This is a genomic window from Nocardia sp. BMG51109 (genome assembly GCF_000526215.1).
GTDB lineage: Bacteria > Actinomycetota > Actinomycetes > Mycobacteriales > Mycobacteriaceae > Nocardia.
This window is the reverse complement of the sequence record NZ_JAFQ01000004.1, coordinates 5,903,443-5,926,592: the sequence shown is the minus strand read 5'-3', so window position 1 is coordinate 5,926,592 and position 23,150 is coordinate 5,903,443. Positions and strand designations below refer to the sequence as shown.

General features: G+C 69.6%; 19 protein-coding genes. 11 read left to right on the top strand and 8 right to left on the bottom strand.

What is annotated here, in order from left to right:
• Positions 1-8: 8 nt before the first annotated feature.
• The 5 genes from D892_RS44025 to D892_RS0128165 form a co-directional block, all read right to left on the bottom strand.
• Positions 9-2,549, bottom strand: a complete 2,541-nt coding sequence (locus D892_RS44025) for an NACHT domain-containing NTPase (RefSeq protein ID WP_024804446.1) — start codon at positions 2,547-2,549, stop codon at positions 9-11.
• 189 nt (positions 2,550-2,738) lie between these two features.
• Entirely contained in the window at positions 2,739-3,797 is a 1,059-nt protein-coding gene (locus D892_RS0128180) for a CaiB/BaiF CoA-transferase family protein (RefSeq protein ID WP_024804445.1), read from the bottom strand.
• Positions 3,794-4,750, bottom strand: coding sequence for an LLM class F420-dependent oxidoreductase (locus tag D892_RS0128175; protein ID WP_024804444.1), 957 nt, complete (start codon positions 4,748-4,750; stop codon positions 3,794-3,796). The genes D892_RS0128180 and D892_RS0128175 overlap by 4 nt, the downstream gene beginning before the upstream one ends.
• Before the next feature lie 55 nt (positions 4,751-4,805).
• Positions 4,806-5,228: a cobalamin B12-binding domain-containing protein gene (locus D892_RS0128170; protein WP_024804443.1), complete on the bottom strand. Its 423-nt coding sequence runs from the start codon at positions 5,226-5,228 to the stop codon at positions 4,806-4,808.
• Positions 5,228-6,805 carry a methylmalonyl-CoA mutase family protein gene (locus tag D892_RS0128165; RefSeq protein WP_024804442.1) on the bottom strand — a complete coding sequence of 526 codons (1,578 nt, stop codon included), beginning with the start codon at positions 6,803-6,805 and terminating at the stop codon, positions 5,228-5,230. The genes D892_RS0128170 and D892_RS0128165 overlap by 1 nt, the downstream gene beginning before the upstream one ends.
• A gap of 92 nt (positions 6,806-6,897) precedes the next feature.
• Between D892_RS0128165 and D892_RS0128160 the strand changes: the two genes are divergently transcribed.
• On the top strand, positions 6,898-7,731 hold the full coding sequence (locus tag D892_RS0128160) for an NAD(P)-dependent oxidoreductase (RefSeq protein ID WP_024804441.1): 834 nt from the start codon (positions 6,898-6,900) through the stop codon (positions 7,729-7,731).
• Between the two features lie 208 nt (positions 7,732-7,939).
• Here the strand turns inward: D892_RS0128160 and D892_RS0128155 are convergent, their stop codons facing one another.
• Complete coding sequence (locus D892_RS0128155) at positions 7,940-9,124, bottom strand: XdhC family protein (protein WP_024804440.1); 1,185 nt, start codon at positions 9,122-9,124, stop codon at positions 7,940-7,942.
• A gap of 274 nt (positions 9,125-9,398) precedes the next feature.
• Between D892_RS0128155 and D892_RS0128150 the strand changes: the two genes are divergently transcribed.
• Genes D892_RS0128150 through D892_RS0128130 form a run of 5 tightly spaced genes read left to right on the top strand, consistent with a single transcriptional unit; the run spans position 9,399 to position 14,119 of the window.
• The gene (locus D892_RS0128150; RefSeq protein WP_024804439.1) at positions 9,399-11,759 is read left to right on the top strand and encodes a xanthine dehydrogenase family protein molybdopterin-binding subunit; all 2,361 of its coding nucleotides are present in this window, start codon (positions 9,399-9,401) and stop codon (positions 11,757-11,759) included.
• The gene (locus tag D892_RS0128145; RefSeq protein WP_024804438.1) at positions 11,756-12,631 is read left to right on the top strand and encodes a xanthine dehydrogenase family protein subunit M; all 876 of its coding nucleotides are present in this window, start codon (positions 11,756-11,758) and stop codon (positions 12,629-12,631) included. The genes D892_RS0128150 and D892_RS0128145 overlap by 4 nt, the downstream gene beginning before the upstream one ends.
• Complete coding sequence (locus D892_RS0128140) at positions 12,624-13,142, top strand: (2Fe-2S)-binding protein (protein WP_024804437.1); 519 nt, start codon at positions 12,624-12,626, stop codon at positions 13,140-13,142. The genes D892_RS0128145 and D892_RS0128140 overlap by 8 nt, the downstream gene beginning before the upstream one ends.
• 18 nt (positions 13,143-13,160) lie before the next feature.
• Positions 13,161-13,853: an SRPBCC family protein gene (locus D892_RS0128135; RefSeq protein WP_024804436.1), complete on the top strand. Its 693-nt coding sequence runs from the start codon at positions 13,161-13,163 to the stop codon at positions 13,851-13,853.
• A gap of 23 nt (positions 13,854-13,876) precedes the next feature.
• Positions 13,877-14,119: a hypothetical protein gene (locus D892_RS0128130; RefSeq protein WP_024804435.1), complete on the top strand. Its 243-nt coding sequence runs from the start codon at positions 13,877-13,879 to the stop codon at positions 14,117-14,119.
• A gap of 197 nt (positions 14,120-14,316) precedes the next feature.
• Here D892_RS0128130 and D892_RS0128125 read toward each other — a convergent pair whose 3' ends face one another.
• Entirely contained in the window at positions 14,317-14,823 is a 507-nt protein-coding gene (locus D892_RS0128125) for a hypothetical protein (RefSeq protein WP_024804434.1), read from the bottom strand.
• A complete protein-coding gene (locus D892_RS0128120; protein WP_024804433.1) occupies positions 14,820-15,425 on the bottom strand; it encodes a TetR/AcrR family transcriptional regulator in 606 nt (201 codons plus the stop codon). Before D892_RS0128120 ends, D892_RS0128125 begins: the two co-directional genes overlap by 4 nt.
• Before the next feature lie 419 nt (positions 15,426-15,844).
• Between D892_RS0128120 and D892_RS0128115 the strand changes: the two genes are divergently transcribed.
• The 5 genes from D892_RS0128115 (at position 15,845) to D892_RS0128095 (ending at position 22,948) form a co-directional block, all read left to right on the top strand.
• Positions 15,845-17,014, top strand: a complete 1,170-nt coding sequence (locus D892_RS0128115) for an amidohydrolase family protein (RefSeq protein WP_036567536.1) — start codon at positions 15,845-15,847, stop codon at positions 17,012-17,014.
• Positions 17,015-17,016: 2 nt separating this feature from the next.
• A complete protein-coding gene (locus tag D892_RS0128110) occupies positions 17,017-18,249 on the top strand; it encodes a Xaa-Pro peptidase family protein (RefSeq protein ID WP_024804431.1) in 1,233 nt (410 codons plus the stop codon).
• Positions 18,239-19,360: a Xaa-Pro peptidase family protein gene (locus D892_RS0128105; RefSeq protein WP_024804430.1), complete on the top strand. Its 1,122-nt coding sequence runs from the start codon at positions 18,239-18,241 to the stop codon at positions 19,358-19,360. Before D892_RS0128110 ends, D892_RS0128105 begins: the two co-directional genes overlap by 11 nt.
• Positions 19,361-19,381: 21 nt before the next feature.
• A complete protein-coding gene (locus tag D892_RS0128100) occupies positions 19,382-20,335 on the top strand; it encodes an enoyl-CoA hydratase/isomerase family protein (RefSeq protein ID WP_024804429.1) in 954 nt (317 codons plus the stop codon).
• A gap of 144 nt (positions 20,336-20,479) precedes the next feature.
• On the top strand, positions 20,480-22,948 hold the full coding sequence (locus D892_RS0128095; protein ID WP_051499192.1) for a CoA transferase: 2,469 nt from the start codon (positions 20,480-20,482) through the stop codon (positions 22,946-22,948).
• Positions 22,949-23,150: the final 202 nt, after the last annotated feature.

The following is a 23,150-nucleotide window of genomic DNA, read 5'->3' as shown; positions in this document are numbered from 1 at the left end:
CAGAGTCTTCACCAGTGCCATATCGGCGGCTTCCAACGGGCGCCGGCGAAACGGCGCAACGCCTCGTCGAGTTCGGGCCCGACGACACCGTTCTCGACCGGCAACACCGTTTGCCAGCCGTCCTCGTCCGCCTGATCCCGAGACTCTTCGCCGGCGTCCGGAAGTAGCTTCACTCCCAGGCTGAATTCGGGCCTTCTCCCCACTTCGGCGAAGTTCTCCACGGTGATTTCGGCGATGTCGGACCACGGGAAGCTGGTGACGTGCCGTGTGGTCCCGGCCGGTACCGTGGACCGGACGCCTTTCTCGTGCAGCCGCAACTCGACCGATGGGACAGTGCGTCTCGCCAACCACATGCCGAGAGCCAGCGCAACGGCAACCCCGGACAGTGTGAAAAGTATGGTCAGCACCATCGCGAGGGGATCGGTTGTCAGGAGCTCGGTCAGAACCGCCTCCACCAGCGCCAGGAACGGGAGTGCCAGCACCAGGTACTGCCCGAGGTACGGACCCCGCGGCCACAAGGACATCTGCCTCGTCAGCCGCACTTCGTACGGTCCACCGGACCCGGTTGCGGTCTCCGGGCGCAATGCTTTCCGCCGCACGGGAATCGGCGCTCCGCCCGCTCGCCACGTGGCGGCGAGCCGCGCCTGCACCTGTGCGTGCCGGAACTGGTAGACACCGCCGACCTGTCGAAGAACGCCCGCCTGATGGGCGTCTTCCAGGAAGGTCATCGTGGTCACGGGCAACCGCCCCGCCATCGAATACGTGATCTTCGCCAGCGCCCACAGGCTCCACGGGCTCACCACGAGTGCCAGCTTCATGGCACCCGAACCGGCTGCGAGACAACATCCCACCGCAGTCACGACGTTCGAGGGCCCCACGGAAACCGCTGCGGCCGTTCCGCACACGGCGCCGAGCAGTAACGTGGTCGACGCGGTACCGACCTGCTCGCCCCGCAGCAGCTCCCGCGGCCCGATTGCCTGTGGCGCGGCAAAACCCAGGCACACCATGGCGATTGCGGCGAGCACCGTGGCCAACCCCAGCGGCGTCCCGCCCACCCACCACACCGCCAGGCACAACCCGCCGGACAAACCGGCGAACATGATCTGAATCGGCTGCATTCGCGCTCGCCGAACGCTGAAGAACGCTCCGGGCCGGCGCGGCCGATTGTTGCCCGTCCAGAGGAAAAAAGGCGCCCGTGCCGCCAGGATCGCGATGCCGCCGATCCATATACCGTCGAATGCGGCGGCGTCGAGCTTGTCGTGATCGGCGCCGGTGAATCCGCCGTACCAGGCGACGAACCAGCTCGTACCCAGCGTCAGCAGAACGTACAACGCGAGTATCAACGGTACGGAGACCACGGTGGGCAGGGCCCGATACAGCTCCCACCACGCCAGCTCGCTCGTTCGCCGGCGGGTCAGATGCGATGCCAGAAAACCGAGCCAGCGCCGGGACCGTTCCGGGCCCCAGTCCCGGATCTGGTGTGGCTGATCGGGCGACGCGGGGCCCGCGCGGAAAACCGCCGGCACCAGGCTGTCCAGCAAATGCAGTTCGATCGTTTCGGCGTCGGGAAACCGTTCCTCGCCCAGGAGTTCGGCGGGGTCGGTGTCCGGTCTCGCGTAGTCCGTGCGCGCCAGCCACAGCATCAGCGGTGACGACAACGCCGTCGCCAGCCGCCCACCGGGGTGAGCGGTGAGTTCCGTCAGGACCGGTGCCCAGCGTTGCGGACGGTGAGGGTGCGCGGTTCGCCGCAGATAGTCCGCCCCGTCGGGCGCACGTACCGGCTCGGCCCGGATCACCGAGGCAGAGCGCACCGCGGTCCCGGCGATGACCGCTCTCGTGTACTCGTGCGTCCGGGACAGGAGTATCAGCGATCTACCCTCCCGCAGTGCCCGATTGACACCTTCCAGCGCCCTCCCCCGGACCTCGAGGGGCAACTCGTCGAACCCGTCGACGATCGGCAGAATCCGGTTGTCACGCACCAATTCTCGAATCCGCGCAGGGACCAGCCCCGACTCCCGCCCACCGTATTCCTCGGCGATGCGGCGGGCCAGCCAGCTGTCGAAGTGTTCCTTTCCCGGGTTCCGCCAGGACGATGCGAGCAGGATGACCGGAACCTGGGGAGCCGTCGTCTTGTCCCACAACCGCGTCAGCTCCAGCGTGAGCAGGATCGCCAACGATGTCTTGCCCGCCCCCGGCTCGCCGAGGATCACGAGGCGCCGCGTCGGCCGAGCCAGCAACGCGGACGTCAACTCGGCGAGTCCGTGTTCCTGTGCGGCCAGTTCTCCGGCGACGTTGTCCCGATGATCGGCCACCGACCATTCCGCGGTCCAGCGCACGGCCAGCTGCCCGGAATCGGCGAGCCCGCGGAGTACGGCCTCGTCCGCCCATTGGGCGCGAACTTTCCGCGCCAGCTCCGCCACGGCACGGTCCTGCCGGGTCTCGACTACCGGGGCGGGAAAATGGATGTCTCCGAAGATCTTCCCGGCCTGGACCACATAGGTGGCCCGGCCGGAGAACTCGTTGTGCACCGGCGGCTGGTCATCGATCATGCCCCTCCCGCGAGCCGACTGCCGTTCCCTCATCGAGAATTATAGTGCGGAATCAATCCAAGATCGGGAAACCCCACTCCGTGACGGGCCGTCGTCGGCACCAGGACTCGCGGTGCGAAGCACGGGCCGGTGTGCGGGGGCTTGACACCGTTCTTCCGGCGGGAAGTCGGTGATGGTGACCGATGACCGCTAATCTGTTGCGGCGCCGCCGTGTTCGCCCAGTCGCGGGGGCGGGCCGTATGACGGCTCGTAGCCCGGGATTCGGACCGGGCTACCGACGAGTCGGTACTCCCCCGCCGTCACCACGGCCTCGGGACTGGCCTCCAGGGCCTCCGGCATCTCGCGTACGGCAGCCGCCGGGATACCGAGGGGCCGCAGCCGCGCTTCCCAGTTCGCCGCGGTGTCGGCGGACAGGGCGGTGGTGACCACCTCCAGCACCTCGTCGCGGCGCTCGGCCCGCTCGGCCATGCGCTCGAAGCCGTCGATGCCGGCCTCGGTGGCAAAGCTCTTCCAGAATCCGTCGTGGGTGACGAACAGGGCCAGATAGCCCTCGGCGGTCGGAAAGATCTGTGCGGGAACGTAATACGAGTGGGCGCCGAACGGGCGGCGTTGCGGGCGTTTGCCTCCGTTGAGGTATGCGGCGGCGTGGTAGTTGAGCTGGGAGAGCATGACCTCGTACAACGAGACATCGATCTGCCCGCCGCGCCCCGAGACGATCTGCGCCAGCAGGCCCAGTGCCGCGGTGAGCCCGGTGGAGTTGTCCGCCGACGAATATCCCGGCAAGGTCGGCGGTCCGGCGGGATCGCCTGTGAGAGCGGCGATTCCGGCCGCCGCCTGGATGACGTAGTCGAACGCCGGGTCGTCGCCGCCGTGCAGGCCGTAGCCGGTGATCGCGACGCATACGATCCGCTCGTTCCAGCGCCGCAGCGCGTCGTAGGTGAGGCCGAGCCGCCGGATCGCCGACGGCTTCAGATTCACCAGCAGCGCATGCGATTTCGACACCAGCTCACCGAGCTCGGCCTGCCCCGCGTCGCTGTCCAGCTCGATGCGCACGCTGCGCTTGCCGCGGTTGAGGCTCGCGAAATACGTGTCGCTCACCTTCCGCGAGATATCGCCGCCGGCCGGTTCCAGCTTGGTGACCTCCGCGCCGAGATCGGCGAGCATCATCGTGGCGTACGGCCCGGCGAGCATGGTGCCGACCTCGAGGATCCGGATCCCGGTGAGGGGCCCGGAATCCGGAGTACTCACCGAAGCTCCCGGGCCAGTTCCGCGATCATCTCCCGGGTGCGCTGCTTGGACGCCACCAGCTCGTCGCGGGTGTCGCCGATCGGCAGCAGGCGCACCGAGACGTCGGTGGCACCGGCGGCGGCATAGCGGCGCAGCCCGGCCGCGATCTCCGACTCGTCACCGGCCAGGCACAGGTCGCCGACGTCGCGAGCGTCACCCTGTTCGAGCAGCCGCTGATAGTTCGGCGACACCTCGGCCTCGCCGAGAATCCGGTTGGCCCGCGCCCGGGCCTCGTCGGCCCGGCCGGGCTCGCACAGGCAGATCGGCAGCCCGGCCACCACGCGCGGGGCCGGGCGCCCCGCGTCGGCGGCCGCCTTCGTGATCTTCGGGACGATATGTTCGGCGATCGCGCGGTGGTCGGCCATCCACAGCACCGTGCCGTCGGCCCGCTCCCCCGCGATCCGCAGCATCACCGGCCCCAGCGCGGCGACCAGCACCGGAACCGGCGCCACCGGACCGAGATTCAGCGGATTGTGCACGGTGAACGTCGCGTTCTCCACGTCCACCGCACCCGAGCCGGCCAATCCCGCGTGCAGCACCTCGAGGTAGTCACGGGTGTAGGCGGCGGGCTTGTCGTAGGGCAGGCCGAGCATGTCCCGGATGATCCAGTGGTGCGACGGACCGACGCCGAGAGCCAGCCTGCCCCCGGCCGCGGCGTGCGCCGAGAGTGCCTGGCGCGCAAGCGCTACCGGATGCTGCGCCTGCAACGGCACCACGGCGGTACCCAGTTCGATCCGCGACGTGTTCAGGCCCATCGCGGCGATCGTGATCAACGCGTCGAAATCGGTGGGCACCTGCGGAATCCACGCCGTGTCCATACCGGCCGACTCGGCCCACTCGATATCGCGCAGCATCCGCTCCAGCTTGCGCCCGGAGTCACCCTTCTCCGGTCCGATCATCACTCCGATGCGCACTGTCTCTCCCAACTGCGTGGATTCGGGGTCCGGCCGCTCCCGGAGCGGCGGTCGTTCACGGGGCCGCGGTTCCGGTCAGCGCCCGGATCTCGGTGACGAGCTTCTCCAGCGGAGTGTTGGTCGGAAAGACCGCGGCCGCACCGACTTCCAGCAGGCGCGGCACATCGGCCTGCGGGATCGTGCCGCCCACGACGACCGCGATATCGCCCGCGTCGGCCGCGCGCAACGCCTCCACCACCCGGGTGGTCAGCGCGACGTGCGCGCCGGAGAGGATGCTCAGGCCCACCACGGCCACGTCCTCCTGCAGCGCGATCGACACGATGTCCTCCACGCGCTGCCGAATTCCGGTGTACACCACCTCGAATCCGGCGTCGCGCAGCGTCCGCGCCACGATCTTGGCGCCGCGGTCGTGCCCGTCGAGGCCCGGCTTGGCGACGAGAACGCGGGCGGGGGCCTGTTCCCCCGACGGCGCGGCCATCAGAACACCACCGGCTGCTGGAATTCGCCCCACACCGATTTCAGCGCCGCGGTGATCTCACCCACGGTGCAGTAGGCGTTGGCACAGTCGACCAGACGATGCATCAGGTTCTCGTCCCCTTCCGCGGCGTGCGACAGCGCGGTCAGGGCCGCGCGCACCGCCGCCGAATCACGTTCGGCCTTCACCTTCGCCAGCCGCTTCAGCTGCCGTTCGCGGCCTTCGGCATCGAGTTCGTAGGTGCCGATATCGGGCGCCGGCTCGTCGGAGACGAACTTGTTCACGCCGACCACCGGCCGCTCGCCGGACTCCTCGGCCTGGTGCAGCCGGTACGCCTCGTCGGCGATCAGGCCCTGCAGATAGCCGTCCTCGATGCAGCGCACCATGCCGCCGTGCTCCTCGAGATCGCGCATGATCTCGACGATCTTGTCCTCGGTGGCGTCGGTCAGCGACTCCACGAAATACGAACCGCCGAGCGGATCGGCCACCCGGGTCACGCCGGTCTCGTAGGCGAGCACCTGCTGGGTGCGCAGCGCCAGCGTCGCCGACTCCTCGCTGGGCAGCGCGAACGGCTCGTCCCAGGCGGCGGTGAACATCGACTGCACCCCGCCGAGCACCGCGGCCAGCGACTCGTAGGCCACCCGGACCAGATTGTTCTGCGCCTGCGGCGCATACAGCGAGGCGCCGCCGGCGACACAGCCGAACCGGAACATCGACGCCTTGTCGGTCGTCGCGCCGTACCGCTCGCGCACGATGGTGGCCCAGCGCCGGCGTCCCGCACGGTATTTCGCGACCTCCTCGAAGAAGTCGCCGTGCGTGTAGAAGAAGAACGACACCTGCGGGGCGAACTGGTCGATGGTCATCCGGCCGCGCGCGACCACGGTGTCGCAGTAGGTGACTCCGTCGGCGAGCGTGAACGCCATCTCCTGCACCGCGTTCGCGCCGGCGTCGCGGAAGTGCGCGCCCGCCACCGAGATCGCGTTGAACTTCGGCACCTCGGCCGCGCAGAACTCGATGGTGTCGGCGATCAGCCGCAGCGACGGTTCGGGCGGCCAGATCCAGGTGCCACGCGAGGCGTACTCCTTGAGGATGTCGTTCTGGATTGTCCCCGTGAGCTTTTCGCGCGGCACGCCCTTCTTCTCCGCGGCGGCCACGTAGAACGCCAGCAGGATCGCGGCCGTGCCGTTGATGGTGAAGCTGGTGCTGATCTTGTCCAGCGGGATCTCGTCGAACAGCACCTCGGCGTCGGCGAGCGTGTCCACCGCGACGCCGACGCGCCCGACCTCCTCGCTCACCTCGGGATCGTCGGAGTCGTAACCGCATTGGGTGGGCAGGTCCAGTGCCACCGACAGCCCGGTACCGCCCTGCTCCAGCAGATAGCGGTAGCGCTGATTGGACTCCTCGGCGGTACCGAAACCGGAGTACTGCCGGAAGGTCCACAGCCGCCCCCGGTATCCGGTGGCGTAGTTGCCGCGGGTGAACGGATAGGCGCCCGGAGCGGGCGGGTCCTCGCGCCGATCGTCCGGCCCGTAGACCGGCTCCAGCGGGATCCCGGAGGAGGTGTGCACTTGGTTGTCCATCATCGAATATGCTACTTCCGGAAAATGAGAATGCCAATACCATTGAGGGTAAGCGCCTGATCACAGGCGTGTTTCGAGTACCGAGGAGCGCCATGTCCGACCAGCATCACTCGCTGACCGACCGCACGGTGGTGATATCCGGCGCCAGCCGCGGTATCGGATTCGCGATCGCGCTCGCCGCGGCCCGGCACGGCGCGAACATCGTCCTGCTCGCCAAGACCGCCGACCCGCATCCGAAGCTGCCCGGCACCGTGCACACCGCCGCCGCCGAGGTGGAGGCCGCCGGCGGCCGGGCCGCCGCGGTGGTCGGCGACGTCCGGAAGGAAGAGGACGTCCGCCGGGTGGTGGACATCGCCGTGCAGCGGTTCGGCGGCATCGACCTGTGCGTGAACAACGCCAGTGCCATCGCCACCGAATCGACCGAGCGGCTGTCGGTCAAGAAGTTCGATCTGATGCAGGACATCAACATTCGCGGCACGTTCCTGCTGACCCAGGCATGCCTGCCGCACCTGCGCGAGGCGGCCAACCCGCACGTGCTGACGATCGCGCCGCCGGTGAACACGAACCCGCGCTGGCTCGGCGCGCATCCGGCCTACACCCTCTCGAAATACGGGATGACCCTGCTGTCCCAGGGCTGGGCGGCCGAATTCGCCGACGCCGGAATAGGTTTCAACTGCCTGTGGCCGCAGACCTACATCGCCACCTCGGCGGTCGCCAACCTGCCCGACGCCGAGCGGCAGCTGGCGTCCGCCCGCAGCCCGCAGATCATGGCCGATGCCGCGCTGGCCATCGTCACCCAACCGGCCAAGCAGGTCACCGGCAACTGCTTCGTCGACGTCGACGCGCTGACGCTGTACGCCGGGGTCGACGACTTCACCCCGTACGGCGGCGGCGACAACCCCACGCCGGACATGTTTCTGGACTGATCCGGCGGCGCCCACCCCTGTCATTCCGGCACGACCCATCCCCTCGCCATTCCGGCATGCTTTCGGCCGGAATCGATTCGGTACAGCCACGGTGTGGATCCCGGCCCAAAGCGCGCCGGGATGAGGGGGACGGTGCGCCGGGACGACAGGGACGGTCGCCGGGACGACGGGGACGGTTCGGAACCGGCTCGGGCGGGTATGGAACTTCTCAACCGGCGGCGAGCTGTTCAGTCGGGGGCGGCTCGCCGACCGGGTGTATGGGGCGGTCGGTGGCGGAGAGCGGGCGGGTGGATCCGCCGCGGCGGACGGCCACGATCTCCGCCCCGATCGCCACTGCCGTCTCCTCCGGAGTCTGGCCACCCAGTTCCAGGCCGATCGGCGAGTGCAGGCGGCTCAGCTCGTCTTCGGTCAGGCCGGCCTCCCGTAGCAGGCGGCGGCGTTCCCGGTCCGAGCGGCGCGAGCCCATCGCGCCGACATAGGCCACCGGGAGCCGTAGCGCCTCGGTGAGCATCGGGATGTCGAACTTGGGGTCGTGGGTCAGCACGCAGATCGCGGTGCGGCCGTCGACCCGCGTTCCGGCCAGGTACCGGTGCGGCCAGTCGCGCACCACCTCGTCGGCCTCGGGCAGCCGCGCCCGGTCGGCGAAGGCGGGGCGGGGTTCGCACACCGTCACGTGGTACCCGAGCAGGCGGCCGACCCGGCACAGCGCCGTGGCGAAATCCGTGGCGCCGCAGACGATCATGCGCGGCGGCGGCGCGAAGGATTCGACGAAGACGGTGCGCTCCCGGTCCGCGCACCCGACGACGCGCAAACCCGTGGCACCGAGATCGAGCATCGCCCGCGCGTGTCGCATGACGGCGGGATCGAACTCGGCACCCACGACTGTTCCGAACTCCGCGCCGGCGGCAGTGCGGAATTCGGCCCCGGCGGCAGTGCGGAACCCGGCGTCGGCGACAGTGCGGAACCCGGCGTCGGCGACAGCGCCCTGACCGAGCGTGACCAGCTCGCCGGATTCCAGATCGCGCACGACGGCGACGGGACCCTCGGCATCGAGCGCCGCCTCGATCGCCGGGTACTGCGCCGAGGTGATCCGGTGTACGAAGACCTCCAGCTCTCCCCCGCAGGTCAACCCGACCGCGAAGGCGTCGTCGGCGCTGAAGCCGAACGTCCGGCGGGCCGGTTCGCCGGAGGCGAGCACCTCCTGGCACAGCTCGTACACAGCCCCCTCGACACACCCGCCGGACAGGCTGCCGCGCACCGTGCCGGCCTCGTCCACCGCCATCGTGGCGCCCGCCGGGCGCGGGGCACTGCCGCTCACGCTCACGATGGTCGCGAGCGCATAGACGGTGTTCGCGGCATGCCATCGCAGCAGCTCCGCGCCGAGTTCACGCATGGTGACCTCCCGCAATCGTCGACCGCGGGCCGATCGGACCCGCCCCGCCGCCCGATCCGGGCGACGTTCCACCACAGCATGATGAGAATGCTATTCTCATCTCATTCTAGCGTCATACTCATATTTGACATACATGACATTGACACTGTGGGAACGCCGATGCTAAACACATGCTCAGCAGGCGCTCGTCCGTATCCGAGGCGAACAAGAGGATCAGCCCGATGATGTCGACACCGTTCCGCGGCCGGATCGGCCGAACCCAGCGAGCCGCCCGATGAGCTCACTGGAGACCCCCACCCCCACCACTCCCGTCCGCAACGCCGTCGGCGCCCGGGTGCCGCGGCTCGAGGACGCCCGCCTCGTCGCCGGTGCGGGCACCTTCGTGGACGACGTGACGCGCCCGGGCATGGTGCACGCCTGTTTCGTGCGCAGCCCGTTAGCGCGCGCCCGGATCGGCGAGATCGACGTGTCCGGCGCCCTGGAGCTCGACGGCGTGCTGGCGGTCTACACCGCCGCGGATCTCAATCCGGCCGCGCACGAGATCTCCTTCGACCTGGACATGGCCGGCATGCCGCCGGTGCCGCGGCCGCCGCTGGCCGAGGAGGAGGTGCGGTTCGTCGGCGACCCGGTGGCCCTGGTGATCGCGACCGACCGGTACCTCGCCGAGGACGCCGCCGAACAGGTGATCATCGACTACGACCCGCTGGATCCGGTGGTCGACTACACCACCGCCGAACAGTCGCCGAACCTGGTACATGCCGGTTTCGCGGGGAATTCGGCCGGCGAGATGGGCGGGCGCCCCGCCTCCGACCTCGAGCCGATCTTCGACTCGGCCGCACACGTGGTGCGCCAGAGCATCTTTCAGCAGGCCTACCTGCCGGTGCCGATGGAGACCCGGGGCATCGTCGCGGAATGGTCGGCGCCGACCGCGGAGATGACGGTCTGGGCCTCCACCCAGTCGCCGCACGAGATCCGCGCGTTCACCGCCCGGCTGCTCGGCATCGACGAACACCAGGTGCGCGTCATCGCCCGCGACACCGGCGGCGGGTTCGGGCTCAAACAGCTTCCGCTGCGCGAGGATACGTGCGTCCTGCTGGCCGCGCGCGTCCTCGGCGTCGCCGTGAAATGGACCGAGGACCGCCAGGAGAACCTGATGGCCTCCGGCATGTCCCGGCACGAACATGCCGATGCCGGCATGGCTTTCGACGCCGACGGCACCATTCTGGCCGCGTCCATCGCGCACGTGCAGAACGTCGGCGCGTACCCGACGCCCTCCCCGATCGTCGGCGGTATACCCGTCGGAATCCTGTTCCCGGGGCCCTACCGGATCACCGAGACCTCGTTCCACGCGAAGTTCATCTACTCCAACACCGTCGGGCGGGTCGCCTATCGCGGACCGTGGCAGTTCGAGTCGGTGGCCCGCGAGATCCTGCTCGACCACGCGGCCCGGCGGATCGGCATCGACCCGATCGAACTGCGTCGGCGAAACATGTTGCGGCGCGACGAACTTCCCTGGCCGAACCCGAACGGCATGGTCTACGACAACATCTCGCCGCTGGAGACGCTGGAGCAGGCCGTCGACATGCTGGACTACGAGGCGTTCCGCGAGGACCAGAGCGCCGCCCGCGCCCAGGGCCGCTATCTCGGCGTCGGCACCTGCACCTATGTGGAGCCGACCACCGGCGCCAGCCCGTTCCTGGCCACCGAGGGCGCGACCATCCGGATCGAGCCCAGCGGCAAGGTCAACGTGTACGTCGCGGGTGGTTCGGCGGGCAACAGCCTGGAGACCACCGTCGTGCAGCTGACCGCCGACGCCATCGGCGCCACCCTGTCCGACGTGCGAACCATCCAGGGCGACACCGCGATCACGCCGTTCGGCGGCGGCACGGGCGGCAGCCGGTCGGGCTCGATGACGGCGGGCGCGATCGAGCAGACCGCCTCGGTGCTGCGCGAGAAGATCCTGGCCATCGCGGCGCACCGGCTGGGCAGCACGCCCGGCGAGATCGAGTTCTCCGGCAGCCGGGCGACCGTGCGCGGCGTACCGGACAAGGCGCTCACGCTGGCCGAGATCGCCGACATCGCCTACTTCCAGTCCGACAGCCTGCCGCCCGGCATGCAACCGGGGCTGGAGTCCAGCGGGCGATACAAGACTCCGCAGATCGCCATCTGGGCCAACGCGACCCACGTGTGCACCTGCGAGGTCGATATCGACACCGGCGAGGTGACGCTGCTGCGCTACATCGTCAGCGAGGACGTCGGGCCGATGATCAACCCGAGCGTGGTGGAGGGCCAGATCTACGGCGGCACGGTGCAGGGCATCGGCGGCGCGCTCTACGAGCATCTGGCCTACGACGAGAGCGGTAACCCGGTGGCGACGACCTTCCTGGACTACCTGCTGCCCACCGCGTGCGAGGTGCCGACCATCGAGGTCGGGCACGTCGAGACGCCCAGTCCGGGACCGGGCAACTTCAAGGGCGTCGGCGAGGGCGGCGCCATCGGCTCGGCCCCGGCGGTGCTCAACGCCGTCGCCGACGCGCTCTCGCCGTTCGGGGTGGAGATCTCCCAGCTGCCGCTGTCGCCCTCCCGGATCGTGGACATGATCGAACAGGCGCGTGCCGGAAAGGACTCGGAATGAAGCCCGCGGCCTTCGAATATCACGCACCCGGCACCGCCGCCGAGGCGGTCGGGCTGCTGGGTGAGCTCGGCGACGAGGCCAAGATCATCGCGGGCGGCCAGAGCCTGGTTCCCATGCTGGCCTTGCGGCTCGCGGTCTTCGAGCATCTGGTCGACCTGCGCCGCGTCACCGAACTGCGCGGCGTCCGGACCGATGCCGACAAGGTCCGGATCGGCGCGGGGACAACGCATGCCGCGGTCGGCGCGTCCGAGGAGATCCGCCGGGCGGTGCCGCTGCTGACCCGGGCGACGCCGCTGATCGGGCACTTCCAGATCCGCAACCGGGGCACGATCGGCGGCGCCATCGCGCACGCCGACGCCGCCGGCGAGTATCCGGTCGTCGCGCTGACCCTCGACGCCGATATCGAAACCCTCTCGCCGCGCGGGCCGCGCACCATTCCGGCGTCGTCGTTCTTCACCGGCCTGTGGACCACCGATCTGGCCGACGACGAGATGGTGACCGGTATCGTCTTCCCGGCGTGGCACGGCCGGTGCGGCTTCGCGATCGAGGAATTCGCCCGCCGCAGTGGCGATTTCGCGCTCGCGGGGGCCACGGTCGCGGTGCGCCTGGACGCGGACTCCCGGATCGACCGCTGTGCGATCGGACTGTTCGGCCTCGCGCCCACCCCGGTGCGGGCACACGAAGCGGAGGCCGAGGCGACCGGGCGGCCGATCGATGCGGTATCGGCCGAGGAGGTCGGCCGCGCCGCGACGGCCGGACTGGACGCGGTCCCCGCGGATGTGCACGGATCCTCCGACTACCGACGCCGGGTCGGGGCGGCCATGGTGACGCGCGCGTGGCAGCGCGCCGTACAGGAGGCGAGCAATGACTGACGTCGACATCGAGGTACGCATCAACGGCGCGCTGCGCCACGACCGGGTGCCCCCGCGGCTGACCCTGGCCGACTATCTGCGCGAGCGGTGCGGCCTGACCGGCACCCATCTCGGCTGCGAACACGGCGTGTGCGGGGCCTGCACGGTCCTGCTCGACGGCTCGGCCGTGCGGTCCTGCCTGATCTTCGCGGTCCAGGCGGACGGCGCCGAGCTGACCACCGTCGAGGGAATCGCCGGTGCCGACGGCGAGCTGTCCCCCGTGCAGTCGGCGTTCCGCGATCAGCACGGACTCCAATGCGGTTTCTGCACACCGGGATTCATCGTCTCGGCCACGGCGTTCCTGCGCGAGAATCCCGATCCCACCGACGCCGAGATCCGCGAGGCCGTTTCGGGCAACCTGTGCCGCTGCACCGGCTACCAGGGCATCGTGCGGGCGGTCCGCGCCGCGGCCGATTCGGCCGATGCCGCGGAGCCCGCCGACACCCCGAAGCCGACCACGCAGCAGGCGTGACCACCTGAAGGATTTCCCATGAAACTCGACAACACCTTCACCATCCCGGTCCCCGCCGCGCAGGCCTGGCCGGTGCTGCTCGACCTGGAACGCATCGCGCCCTGTGTGCCGGGCGCCGCGATCACCTCGGTCGAGGGCGACGACTTCCACGGCAAGATCAAGGTCAAGCTCGGCCCGGTCGGGTTGAGCTACAGCGGCATCATCAAGGTCGTCTCGCAGGACGAGCAGGCCGGTATCGCGGTGCTCGAGGGCCGCGGCCGCGAAACCCGCGGCAACGGCACGGCGAAGGCGACGATCACCTGCAAGCTCGTCGAAACCGACGGCGCCACCGATGTCTTCGTCGACACCGACCTGTCGATCACCGGGAAGCCGGCGCAGTTCGGGCGGGGCGCGCTGGCCGATGTCGCCGGCACCCTGATCGGCCAGTTCGCCACCAACCTGGCCGACGAGATCACCTCGGCCACACCGGAAGCCGCGGAACCCGGCGCGGCGGAGCCTTCCCCCACCGTCTCCGCGTTCCCCGGGAGTGGGAACAACTCCGCACCTGCCGCGAGCGCGCAGCCGACCCGCAAGGCGGCCGAGCCCATCGACCTGCTCGCGGCGGCCGGGGCGAACAACGCGACGCGTTACGGCGGCGTGGCCGCCCTGGTGCTCATTGGACTACTCTTCGCGGTCTTCCGACGCAGGCGGTCTGCCCGGCCGCTCCGGTGAGGGCCGGCTCCGGAGTAGGGATCATGCCGTTCAGTAATGGCGTTACTTCGGTCCGCGACATCCGCGGACCGGAGAACGGCGAGCCGCGACGGATCCGGCACATCCACATCGAAACCGGCGTCTTCACCATGGATTACCAGGCCTGCGCCGAGCAGATCGCGGATATCGTCGCCGAACTGGGCGCGAACACGGACTTCGTCGTCACCGTGGACGACGACGTCCGCCCGGACCTGCCTCCCCTGCCCTGCGCCGCCCTCTGGGACTGAGGGGTCTCGCGTCGCGCTGAGGCTGACAGCGCGCCGCGCGCGGGTGCCGGGCCGACTCCACACAGCCGGCCCGGCACCACCAATCCCGCATCACAGCAAGGGGTTCCGGGATCAAGGGGGTCCGGGATCCAGCCCGGCCCGAGCCGACGATCCACGCCCGTCGGGCCCGGCGGCTCCAGCACGCCGGGCCGCCGATCTCAGCCGACCGGGCTGAGATCGGCGCCTATGGACGACAACCCCGACAGTCCGCTGCGGAACACCTCCGTCGTCCCGACCGCCGAGGCCGGGACCGCGGCGGCCGTCAGCGCCTGCGCCTTGAAAGCCTGTGCGGCGACGCTCAATCGGTGCAGCACCGGATCGACCCGGGCCTCCGGCGGCGTCGGCCAGCCCTCGCCCCAGACCACGACCTCGATACCGCCGTCGCCCAGGGCGTTCACCAGGCCGCGGCGGGCGCGCGGATCGCATTCGCACACATCGCACGCGACCGCCAGCGCGTGCGGGCGCCGCCCCTGCCCGCCCGACGACAGCACCGTCTCGAGCTCCAGCATCTCGGCCCCGAGGATGCGCAGCGGCCGGGAATCCGACAGGTCGGCCACCAGCACGGTGACGTCCCAGCCGGCCACGGCGCGGTCGAACAGCCAGCCCCCGGCGTGCTCGACGACATCGACGATGCTGGTGGCGACGACGTCCAGGCGGTACCTCATCGTTCCGCGTCCGGACATAAATCTCGAGCCAGCGACCTGGTGTACTCGGTGAACACCTCGCTCAGCGGGATCGAGTGATCGAGCAGCCATGAGATCTCCATTCCATTGATGAAAGCGACGATTTCGATAGCCCGGATGTCAGGGTCGAGGTCGGGCCGATACCGTCCGATCTCCTGGTTGCGACGGATGATGTCGGCGACGATGCCGACGGCGATTTTCCATCTGTCGAGCAGGCGGTCGTGCAGGGGAGCATCGGGCATCAGGTTCTCCACCAGCATGACCACGAAGGTGCCCACCAGATCCGGTGAGCGTTCGATACGTTCGGCAACCTTGCCGATCTCGACGATCAGGTCGCCGCCCAGATCGGCGCCCTCGGCGTCGGCCGCGTCCCGGGCGTCCAGCACCGCGTGCAGCAGCTGATCCTTCGACTGGAAGTGATGCAGCAGCCCGGCCGGACTCACGCCCGCTTCGCGCGCGATCTGAGCCAAAGTCGTACTACGCCAACCGTTCTGGGTGAGCATTCGCTGAGCAACGGCCAGGATGCGCTGCCGCCGATCTTCGCCCTTGGCGAGCAGGGAAGCGTAAGGACGAGGAGTAGTCACGAGACGCTCTCTTCCGAATAAACCTAATGAACACACAGTAGGTTGGTTTTTCCGGTGTGACAAGGGTCTCAGGACGATGAACGGGATCCGGCCAGGTCCGGACGCCGGGCCACCCCGAGACGGTCCGGCGACGCACCCCGAATGACGGGCTCCGGCCGTTGGCAGCCGATGCTGACGGTAATGGCATTCTCGCAGCTAAACGGGCTTAAACCAGCCAGTAATGGCCAAGAACCGTATACGTGCCTCTCCCGCTGTGATAACTTCATTCCCATGCGGAAGCCGCGGTAGCCCCCCGGGAGACCGATCCCGCGCCGTCACGCGCGGGCGGCCCCGGGCCCCGGGCGGCGGCACGTTGTTCGCGGGGCGCCGGCCGGATCCGCCGCTCGCGACGAAACGTACAACTCCATTGGAGGGACAAGATGTCGGTTCCGACCAGCAGTGCTTCGTTGTACCCACCCGGCGGATTCGGGGCACCCAAAGATCGTCGCGGCCACGCCCAGGGTTCGGTGGGCCTGCCGGCCGGCACCCAGGTGTTCTCGGCCGACAACCACATCTCGCTGGCCGACGACATCTTCTACGAGCGGTTCCCCGAGGACATGAAGGACCGGGCGCCGCGCATCTGGTACGAGGACGGCGCCTACCAGATCGGCCGCAAGGGAAAGTCGTTCCTGCCCGGCGATTTCAGCAGCGTGCTGATGCAGTACGACCCCCTCGACGGGTCCGGCAGCGCCAACATCGACGCGCGGGCGGCGGATCTGCGCGCCGACGGCATCGCCAAGGAGCTGGCGTTCCCGAATGCCTTGCTGGCGTTGCTGTTCTACCCGGACAAGGAGGTCCGGGAGCTGGCGTTCCGGGTCTACAACGAGTACATCGCCGATCTGCAGGAGCGCTCCGGCGGCGCCTTCTACGGCGTCGGGCTGATCAACTGGTGGGACCCGGCCGGCGCCCGGCGCACCCTGGACGAGCTGAAGTCGCTGGGGCTCAAGACATTCCTGCTGCCACTGTCGGCGGGCAAGGACGACGACGGCAAGGTCATCGACTACGGCAGCACGGCGATGATCCCGGTGTGGGACGCGATCGAGGAGTCCGGAGTGCCGGTCTCCCACCATATCGGCGAGTCGCCGCTGTCGGCCCCGTGCGAGGTGAACAGCGTGGTCGTCGGCATGATGCACAATGTCGCGCCGTTCCGGGAGTTGTTCTCCAAGTACGTCTTCAGCGGCATCATCGACCGGCATCCGGGCCTGAGCATCGGCTGGTTCGAGGGCGGGATCAACTGGGTGCCCTCGGCCATCCAGGACGCCGAGCACATGAACGCGTCCTACCAGCACATGTACAACCGCCCGATCGAGCACGAGGTGCGGTACTACTGGGACAACCACATGCGCGCGTCGTTCATGGTGGACCCGCTCGGCCTGTCGCTGATCGATCGCATCGGCCGCGACCGGGTGATGTGGTCCTCGGACTACCCGCACAACGAGAGCACGTGGGGCTACTCGGAGAAGTCGCTGGCGAGCGTGGTCGAGGCGGTCGGCCCGCACGACGCGGCGAAGATCGTCAGCGGCAACGTGATCGACTTCCTGGGCCTGTAGCCATGACCAGCACACATACCACCGCCACGGGCCTCGTGATCCCCGAGGTGCCCGACCGCGCGCGGATGCGCCGCGAGACCGGCGCCCGGCTGCGGTCGTCGATGGCCGCCCGGGGCGTCGACGCGCTCGTCCTGCTCAACAACAGCAATGTCGTCTACGCCACCGGCGCCAACTGGCCGCTCGGCGACGCCGGACTGGCGCACGTCGAGCGACCGGTCGCCATCGTGGTCGCGGGCGATCCGTGGCCGCATCTGTTCATGCCGTTCCGGGAGGGCTCCTCGGACGATTCCGACCTGCCCGCCGATCACCTGCACGGTCCCGTCTATCTCGAATTCGACGAGGGCGTACGGGATTTCGCGCGGATACTGGCCGATCTGGTACCGGCCGGGTCCGCCGTCGCGGTCGACGAGTCCACCGGCGCGATGTCGCGGGCACGGTCCGAGCTGTTCCCCGCCGGCCCGCCCTCCGACGCGGCCCTGGTGGTCGGCCCGGCCAAGCTGATCAAGACCCCCGACGAGATCGCCTGCATTCGCACGGCCGCCCGGATCACCGATACGGCCATGGTCGACGTGCAGGCGGCACTCGCACCCGGCCGCCGGCAGATCGATCTCTCGGCGCGTTTCATCCGCCGGGCCTTCGAACTGGGCGCCACCGCCAGCATGCTGGACGCGATCTGGCAGGTGATGCCCGATACCAAGGCCGACGGCGTCTGGACCACGCACGGCGACCTCGCGCTGCCGCTGCTGACCACCGAACGGGAACTGGCGGCCGGCGACGTGCTGTGGACCGACGTCAGCATCACCTACGGCGGCTACTGCTCCGACTTCGGCCGCACCTGGACCGTCGGCACGGAACCCACTGCGCGCCAGCGGAAACAGTTCGAGCGGTGGCACGAGATTCTCACGGCGGTGCTGGACGTCACCCGCGCCGGCGCCACCGCGGCCGATCTCGCCCGCGCGGCGACCAAGGCCAACGGCGGGGACAAGCCCTGGCTGCCGCATTTCTATCTGGGCCACGGCATCGGCGTCAGCGCGGCCGAAACACCCATGATCGGAACGGATCTCGGCGCGGAGTTCGACGAGAACTTCGTCTTCGAACCCAACATGGTGCTGGTACTCGAGCCGGTGGTCTGGGAGGACGGCACCGGCGGCTACCGCAGTGAGGAGATCATCGTGATCACGGAGGAGGGCTCGATAGCCCTGACCGACTACCCCTACGCGCCCTATGGGCACTGAGGTTCTCGCCGACGATCGCGCCCTGCGGCATGGGCGGCGCGATCGCGCACTGGCGCAGATGCGAGCCCATGATCTCGATGTCCTCGTCCTCGGCCGGCAGGGCAACGCCCGGTACATCGCGGGCGCGCCCCAGCTGTGGGTCGCCGGGACCAGGCCGTTCGGGCCGGTGGCGACGGTGGTGCGCGAGACGGGCGCGGTGCATCTGCTGAGCACCTGGGACGAGGGCATCCCCGACGACATCCCGCACGATCATCTGTACGGCCTGGCGTGGAATCCGATGACCACCATCGCCGTGCTGCGCGACATCGAGGGCGCGGCCACCGCGCGGCGGGTCGGCACCGACGCCCTGTCGCCGAACTTCGCGAAGCTGCTCCCGCTGGCCTTCCCGAACGCCGAACTGGTGGACGGCGAGCTGGCCATGCGCACCGCCCGGCGCACCAAGACTCCCGAAGAGATCGCGGTGCTGCGCCATTCGATCCGGGTCGCCGAGACCGGCCTCGCGGCGGCGGTGGCCGGACTCGCGGCGGACAGCAGCGAGCAGGATCTCACGGGCGTGCTGATGGAGGCCATGACGGCCGGCGGCGTCAGCACGCCGGCGTCGCAGGATTCCGTCTGGGTGACCTCCCGCGAGCATCCCTGGCGGCGGGCCGGAACCGATCGGCGCGCGCGGCCGGGCGATCTCGTCGCCTTCTCCTCCGGCGTCCTCGGCGACGGATACATCGGCGAGGTCGGCCGCACCTGGCCGGTCGGCGACGGCGACGACCGCGCCCGGAAACTGTACGGGCGTCGGGATGCGTTGTGGGGCAGGCTTATCGAGGCCTGTCGTCCGGGCGCGGCGGCCGGCGAGCTGCTCACCGCCTACGAGACCGCGGGCGAGCCGCTGCCGCCGATGCCGGTCGCCCGGGGGCTCGGCATGGGATTCGACCCGCCGGTCGTCTCGCCGCAGCTGCGCGAGACCGCCGCCGCGGAACGCCTGGAACCGGGAATGGTCCTGTCGGTCACCGGATACGTGTGGCAGGAGGGCGTCGGCGCGGTGTTCGGGCGGGATGCCGTGCTGATCACCGACGACGGCTGCGAGGTGCTCACGACCGCACCGCACTGGGATCACTGAGCATCTGCAAGGAGGCCGACCATGCCCGGACAACCCTCGGCTGAAGAGATCGTCCGCTACGCCAAGGATCCCGAGACACGGATCGCGACCATCACCTTCGACCGCGCCGACCAGCTCAACGCGCCGACCATCGCCGCGCGGCTGCGCTACGCCGATCTGCTGCACCGGGCGAGCGTCGACGACGAGGTCAAGGTGCTGGTGGTCCGGGGCTCGGGCGACGACCTGGGCACCGGGGCCGATCTCCCCGAGTTCATGGACGTGCAGAAGTCCGACGATCCGGGGCCGCGGCTGGGTGAGTTCAAGATCGGCGCGGACGAGGTGCGCTATCCGCCGCGCGACTCCTTCCGGCACGGCGCCACCATCAGCCAGTGGTACGCCAACGCGCAGGCCGGCTGCCGCAGCCTGCAGGAGTTCAAGAAGATCAGCATCGTCGAGGTGAAGGGCTACTGCTACGGCTGGCACTTCTACCAGGCCGCCGACGCGGATATCGTGCTCGCCTCCGACGACGCGCTGTTCGGGCACCCGTCGTTCCGGTACTACGGCTGGGGCCCGCGCATGTGGACCTGGGCACAGACCATGGGGCTGCGCCGGTTTCAGGAGATGGTGTTCACCGGCCGGGCGTTCACCGCGCAGGAGATGTACGACTGCAACTTCGTGAACCGGGTCGTCACCCGCGACGAGCTGGAGGACCTGACCGAGAAGTACGCGCTGGCCTGCGCGCGCAACCGGCCCACCGACACGGTCTTCATGCAGAAGATCTTCTTCGAGGTGGTCAAGCAGCATCAGGGCGAGTACATGGGCAGCCTGCTGAGCGGGTTCTTCGAGTCGATGGGCGGTCACATCCGTCCCGACGACGACGAGCTGATGCTGGACGACGCCTTCGACGGCGGGCTGAACAACTCGGTCAAGGACAACGACGCGCGGTTCCCCCCGGATTTCCGGCTGAGCAAATCGGGGCGCAAGAAGCAGGAGTGATCACTGCGGCGACACGCTCGTCGTTCCGGGCCGCCTGTGGCCGGAATCCATGGGCACCGGGAGTGGACCCCGGCCGGAGACATGCCGGGACGGCGACATACCGGGACGGCGAGGGCCGGTGACGGCGAAAGTCGGTGGGAGAGTATGGCATCGAGAAATTCGGCACACAATGCGGAGAACCCCGCGGAGCCCCCGCTGCGCGGATGTGTCGTGGCCGATCTGTCCACCGGCATCGCCGGCGCGTACTGCACCAAGCTGCTGCGCGACGGCGGCGCGGAGATCGTGAAGATCGAACCGCCGGAGGGCGATCCGCTGCGCCGGTGGTCGGCCTCCGGCGCAGCCGTCGAAACCGGGTGCGACGGTGCGCTGTTCAGCTTCCTGGCCGGCGGCAAGGCGAGCGTGGTCGCCGATCCGGACGTTCCCGCCGACCTCGATCTCGTCGACGCCGTGCTGGAGTCGGCCGATGTCGTGGTGTGGTCGCCGGGTTCGCGGCTCACCGAGCATCCCCGGTTCGCCGCCACCGCCCTCCGCCGCGCGCACCGGCACCTGGTGGTCACCGCCGTCACGCCGTTCGGGCTGGACGGCCCCTGGAGTGACCGTGCCGCCACGGAATTCACCCTGCAAGCCTGGTCCGGCGGCATCGTCGGGCTGGGGCGCGGCGCACCCGAGCAGGCTCCCGTGCATGTCGGCGGCCGGATCGGCGAATGGTTCGCCGGGGCGTACGCCTCGGCCGCCACCATGACCTCGCGGCTGCGCACGCTCGGATCCGGCGCCGGCGAACTGGTCGACCTGTCGATCCTGGAGGCGCAGATCCTCGGGCTCACCTACTATCCCGTCTCGTTCCACGAGGCGCTGGGCCGGCCGTTCCGCACCGAGCGACGGCTCACCGTGCCGGGGGTCGCCGCGGCCGCCGACGGGCTCGTCGCCCTCGGCTGCGGTACCGCGCAGCAGTGGTTCGACCTGTGCGCGATGGTCGGCCACCCGGAATGGATCGAACAGGACACCGACCTGTCGATCACCGAGCGCGCTCTCGCGAACGCGCCCGAGATCTACGCGTGGCTGGCCGACCGGCCCTCCGAGGTGATCCGCGACCTGGCCTCGGCGTTCCGCATACCCAACGGCCCGGTCGTGCACGGCGCCAACGCCGCCGAGATGGACCATCACGTCGCCCGCGGCTCGTTCACGACCAACCCCCGCGACGGGTTCACCCAGCCGGTCGCGCCGTACCGCACCCGGCCCGCGCTGCTGCGCGAGCCGCGGCGCGCGCCGCGGCTCGGCGAGCACACCGAGCAGTACCGGTCCGCGAGCCCGCGCCACCGCGGCCCGCTGCCCCGGGTCCAGCCGGATCCCTTGCCGTTCCGGGAACTTCGCGTCCTGGACCTGACCACCTACTGGGCGGGTCCGTCCTGCACGCATTTCCTCGCCATGCTCGGCGCCGAGGTCATCCACGTCGAATCCGCGGGCCGGCCGGACGGCACCCGGCTCATCGCCGGTGTCCCGGCCTCCGAGGAACAGTGGTGGGAGAAGTCGCCGATCTTCTCCGGGCTGAACACCGGCAAGAAGGGCATCACGGTCGACTTCCGCACCGAACGCGGGCGCGACCTGCTGCTGCGGCTCGCCGCCACCTGCGATGTCGTCGTCGAGAACTACACGCCGCGGGTGCTCGAGCAGGTCGGCCTGGACTATTCCGCGCTGCGGAAGCTGCGACCCGACACCATCATGGTCCGGATGCCGGGCTTCGGCCTGGACGGTCCCTGGCGCGACAACCCGGCCTTCGCCTACATCATCGAGGACACCTCCGGCCTGACCTGGCTGACCGGTCACCCGGATCGAAACCCCTTGGAGCCCTATGCGATCGGCGATCCGAACGCCGGTGTGCACGCGCTCAACGGGCTGCTGCTCGCGCTCGAACACCGGCGGCGGTCCGGTCGGGGCGCACTGGTGGAGGCCGCGATGGTGGATGCCGCGCTCAATGTCGCCGCCGAGCAGGTGATCGAGTACTCCGCCTACGGCGCCCTGCTGGAGCGCGACGGCAACCGCGGTCCCGAGGCCGCACCCCAGAACCTCTACCGCGCCGCGGGCGTGGACGAGTTCGGCAGGCCGGACTGCTGGGTCGCGATCGCGGTGGCCACCGACGCGCAGTGGCGGCAGTTGCGGGAGGCGCTCGGCAACCCGTTCTGGGCGCTGGTCCCCGAACTGTGCTCCGCCGCGGGCCGCCGCGAACAGCACGACGCCATCGACGAGCGGCTCGCCGAATGGTGCGCCGCCCGCGACAGCGACGAGATCGTCCGAATCCTCTGGGACGCGGGCGTTCCCGTCGCCAAGGTGATGCAGCCGCACCGCCAGGCCGAACTGCCGCAACTGCGGTTCCGGGGATTCTTCGAACCCGTCGACCACCCGGTCGCCCGGACCGCCGGGCACAGCACGGTTCCCGCGCGCTTCTCCGGCGGGCCGGACCGGTTCCACCGCTCCCCCGCTCCCCTGCTCGGCCAGCACAACGACGAAATCCTCACCGCCCTGGGCTTTTCCGAGGCAGAGATCCGCGCGCTGGAAGCCGACGGAATCATCGGGGGTTTCCCCGAGGTCGTCCGCACCCCCGTGAAGTCCGAGTAATCACACCCGCGCACCGGATCGGCAGCCCGTTCTCGGCCGCCCCAGGAGGAAAGCCTCCGCGTTCTCATCGCCCGCCGGACGACCTCTGCCGCCACACGCCGCCGCGGGGAATGTGACCACCGACCGGGCCGGGCACGGGCTCGCCGGTAGGGGGATCCGCGCGGGGTTCGTGGTCGACCACAACGAATTACCGAGTCGGCAA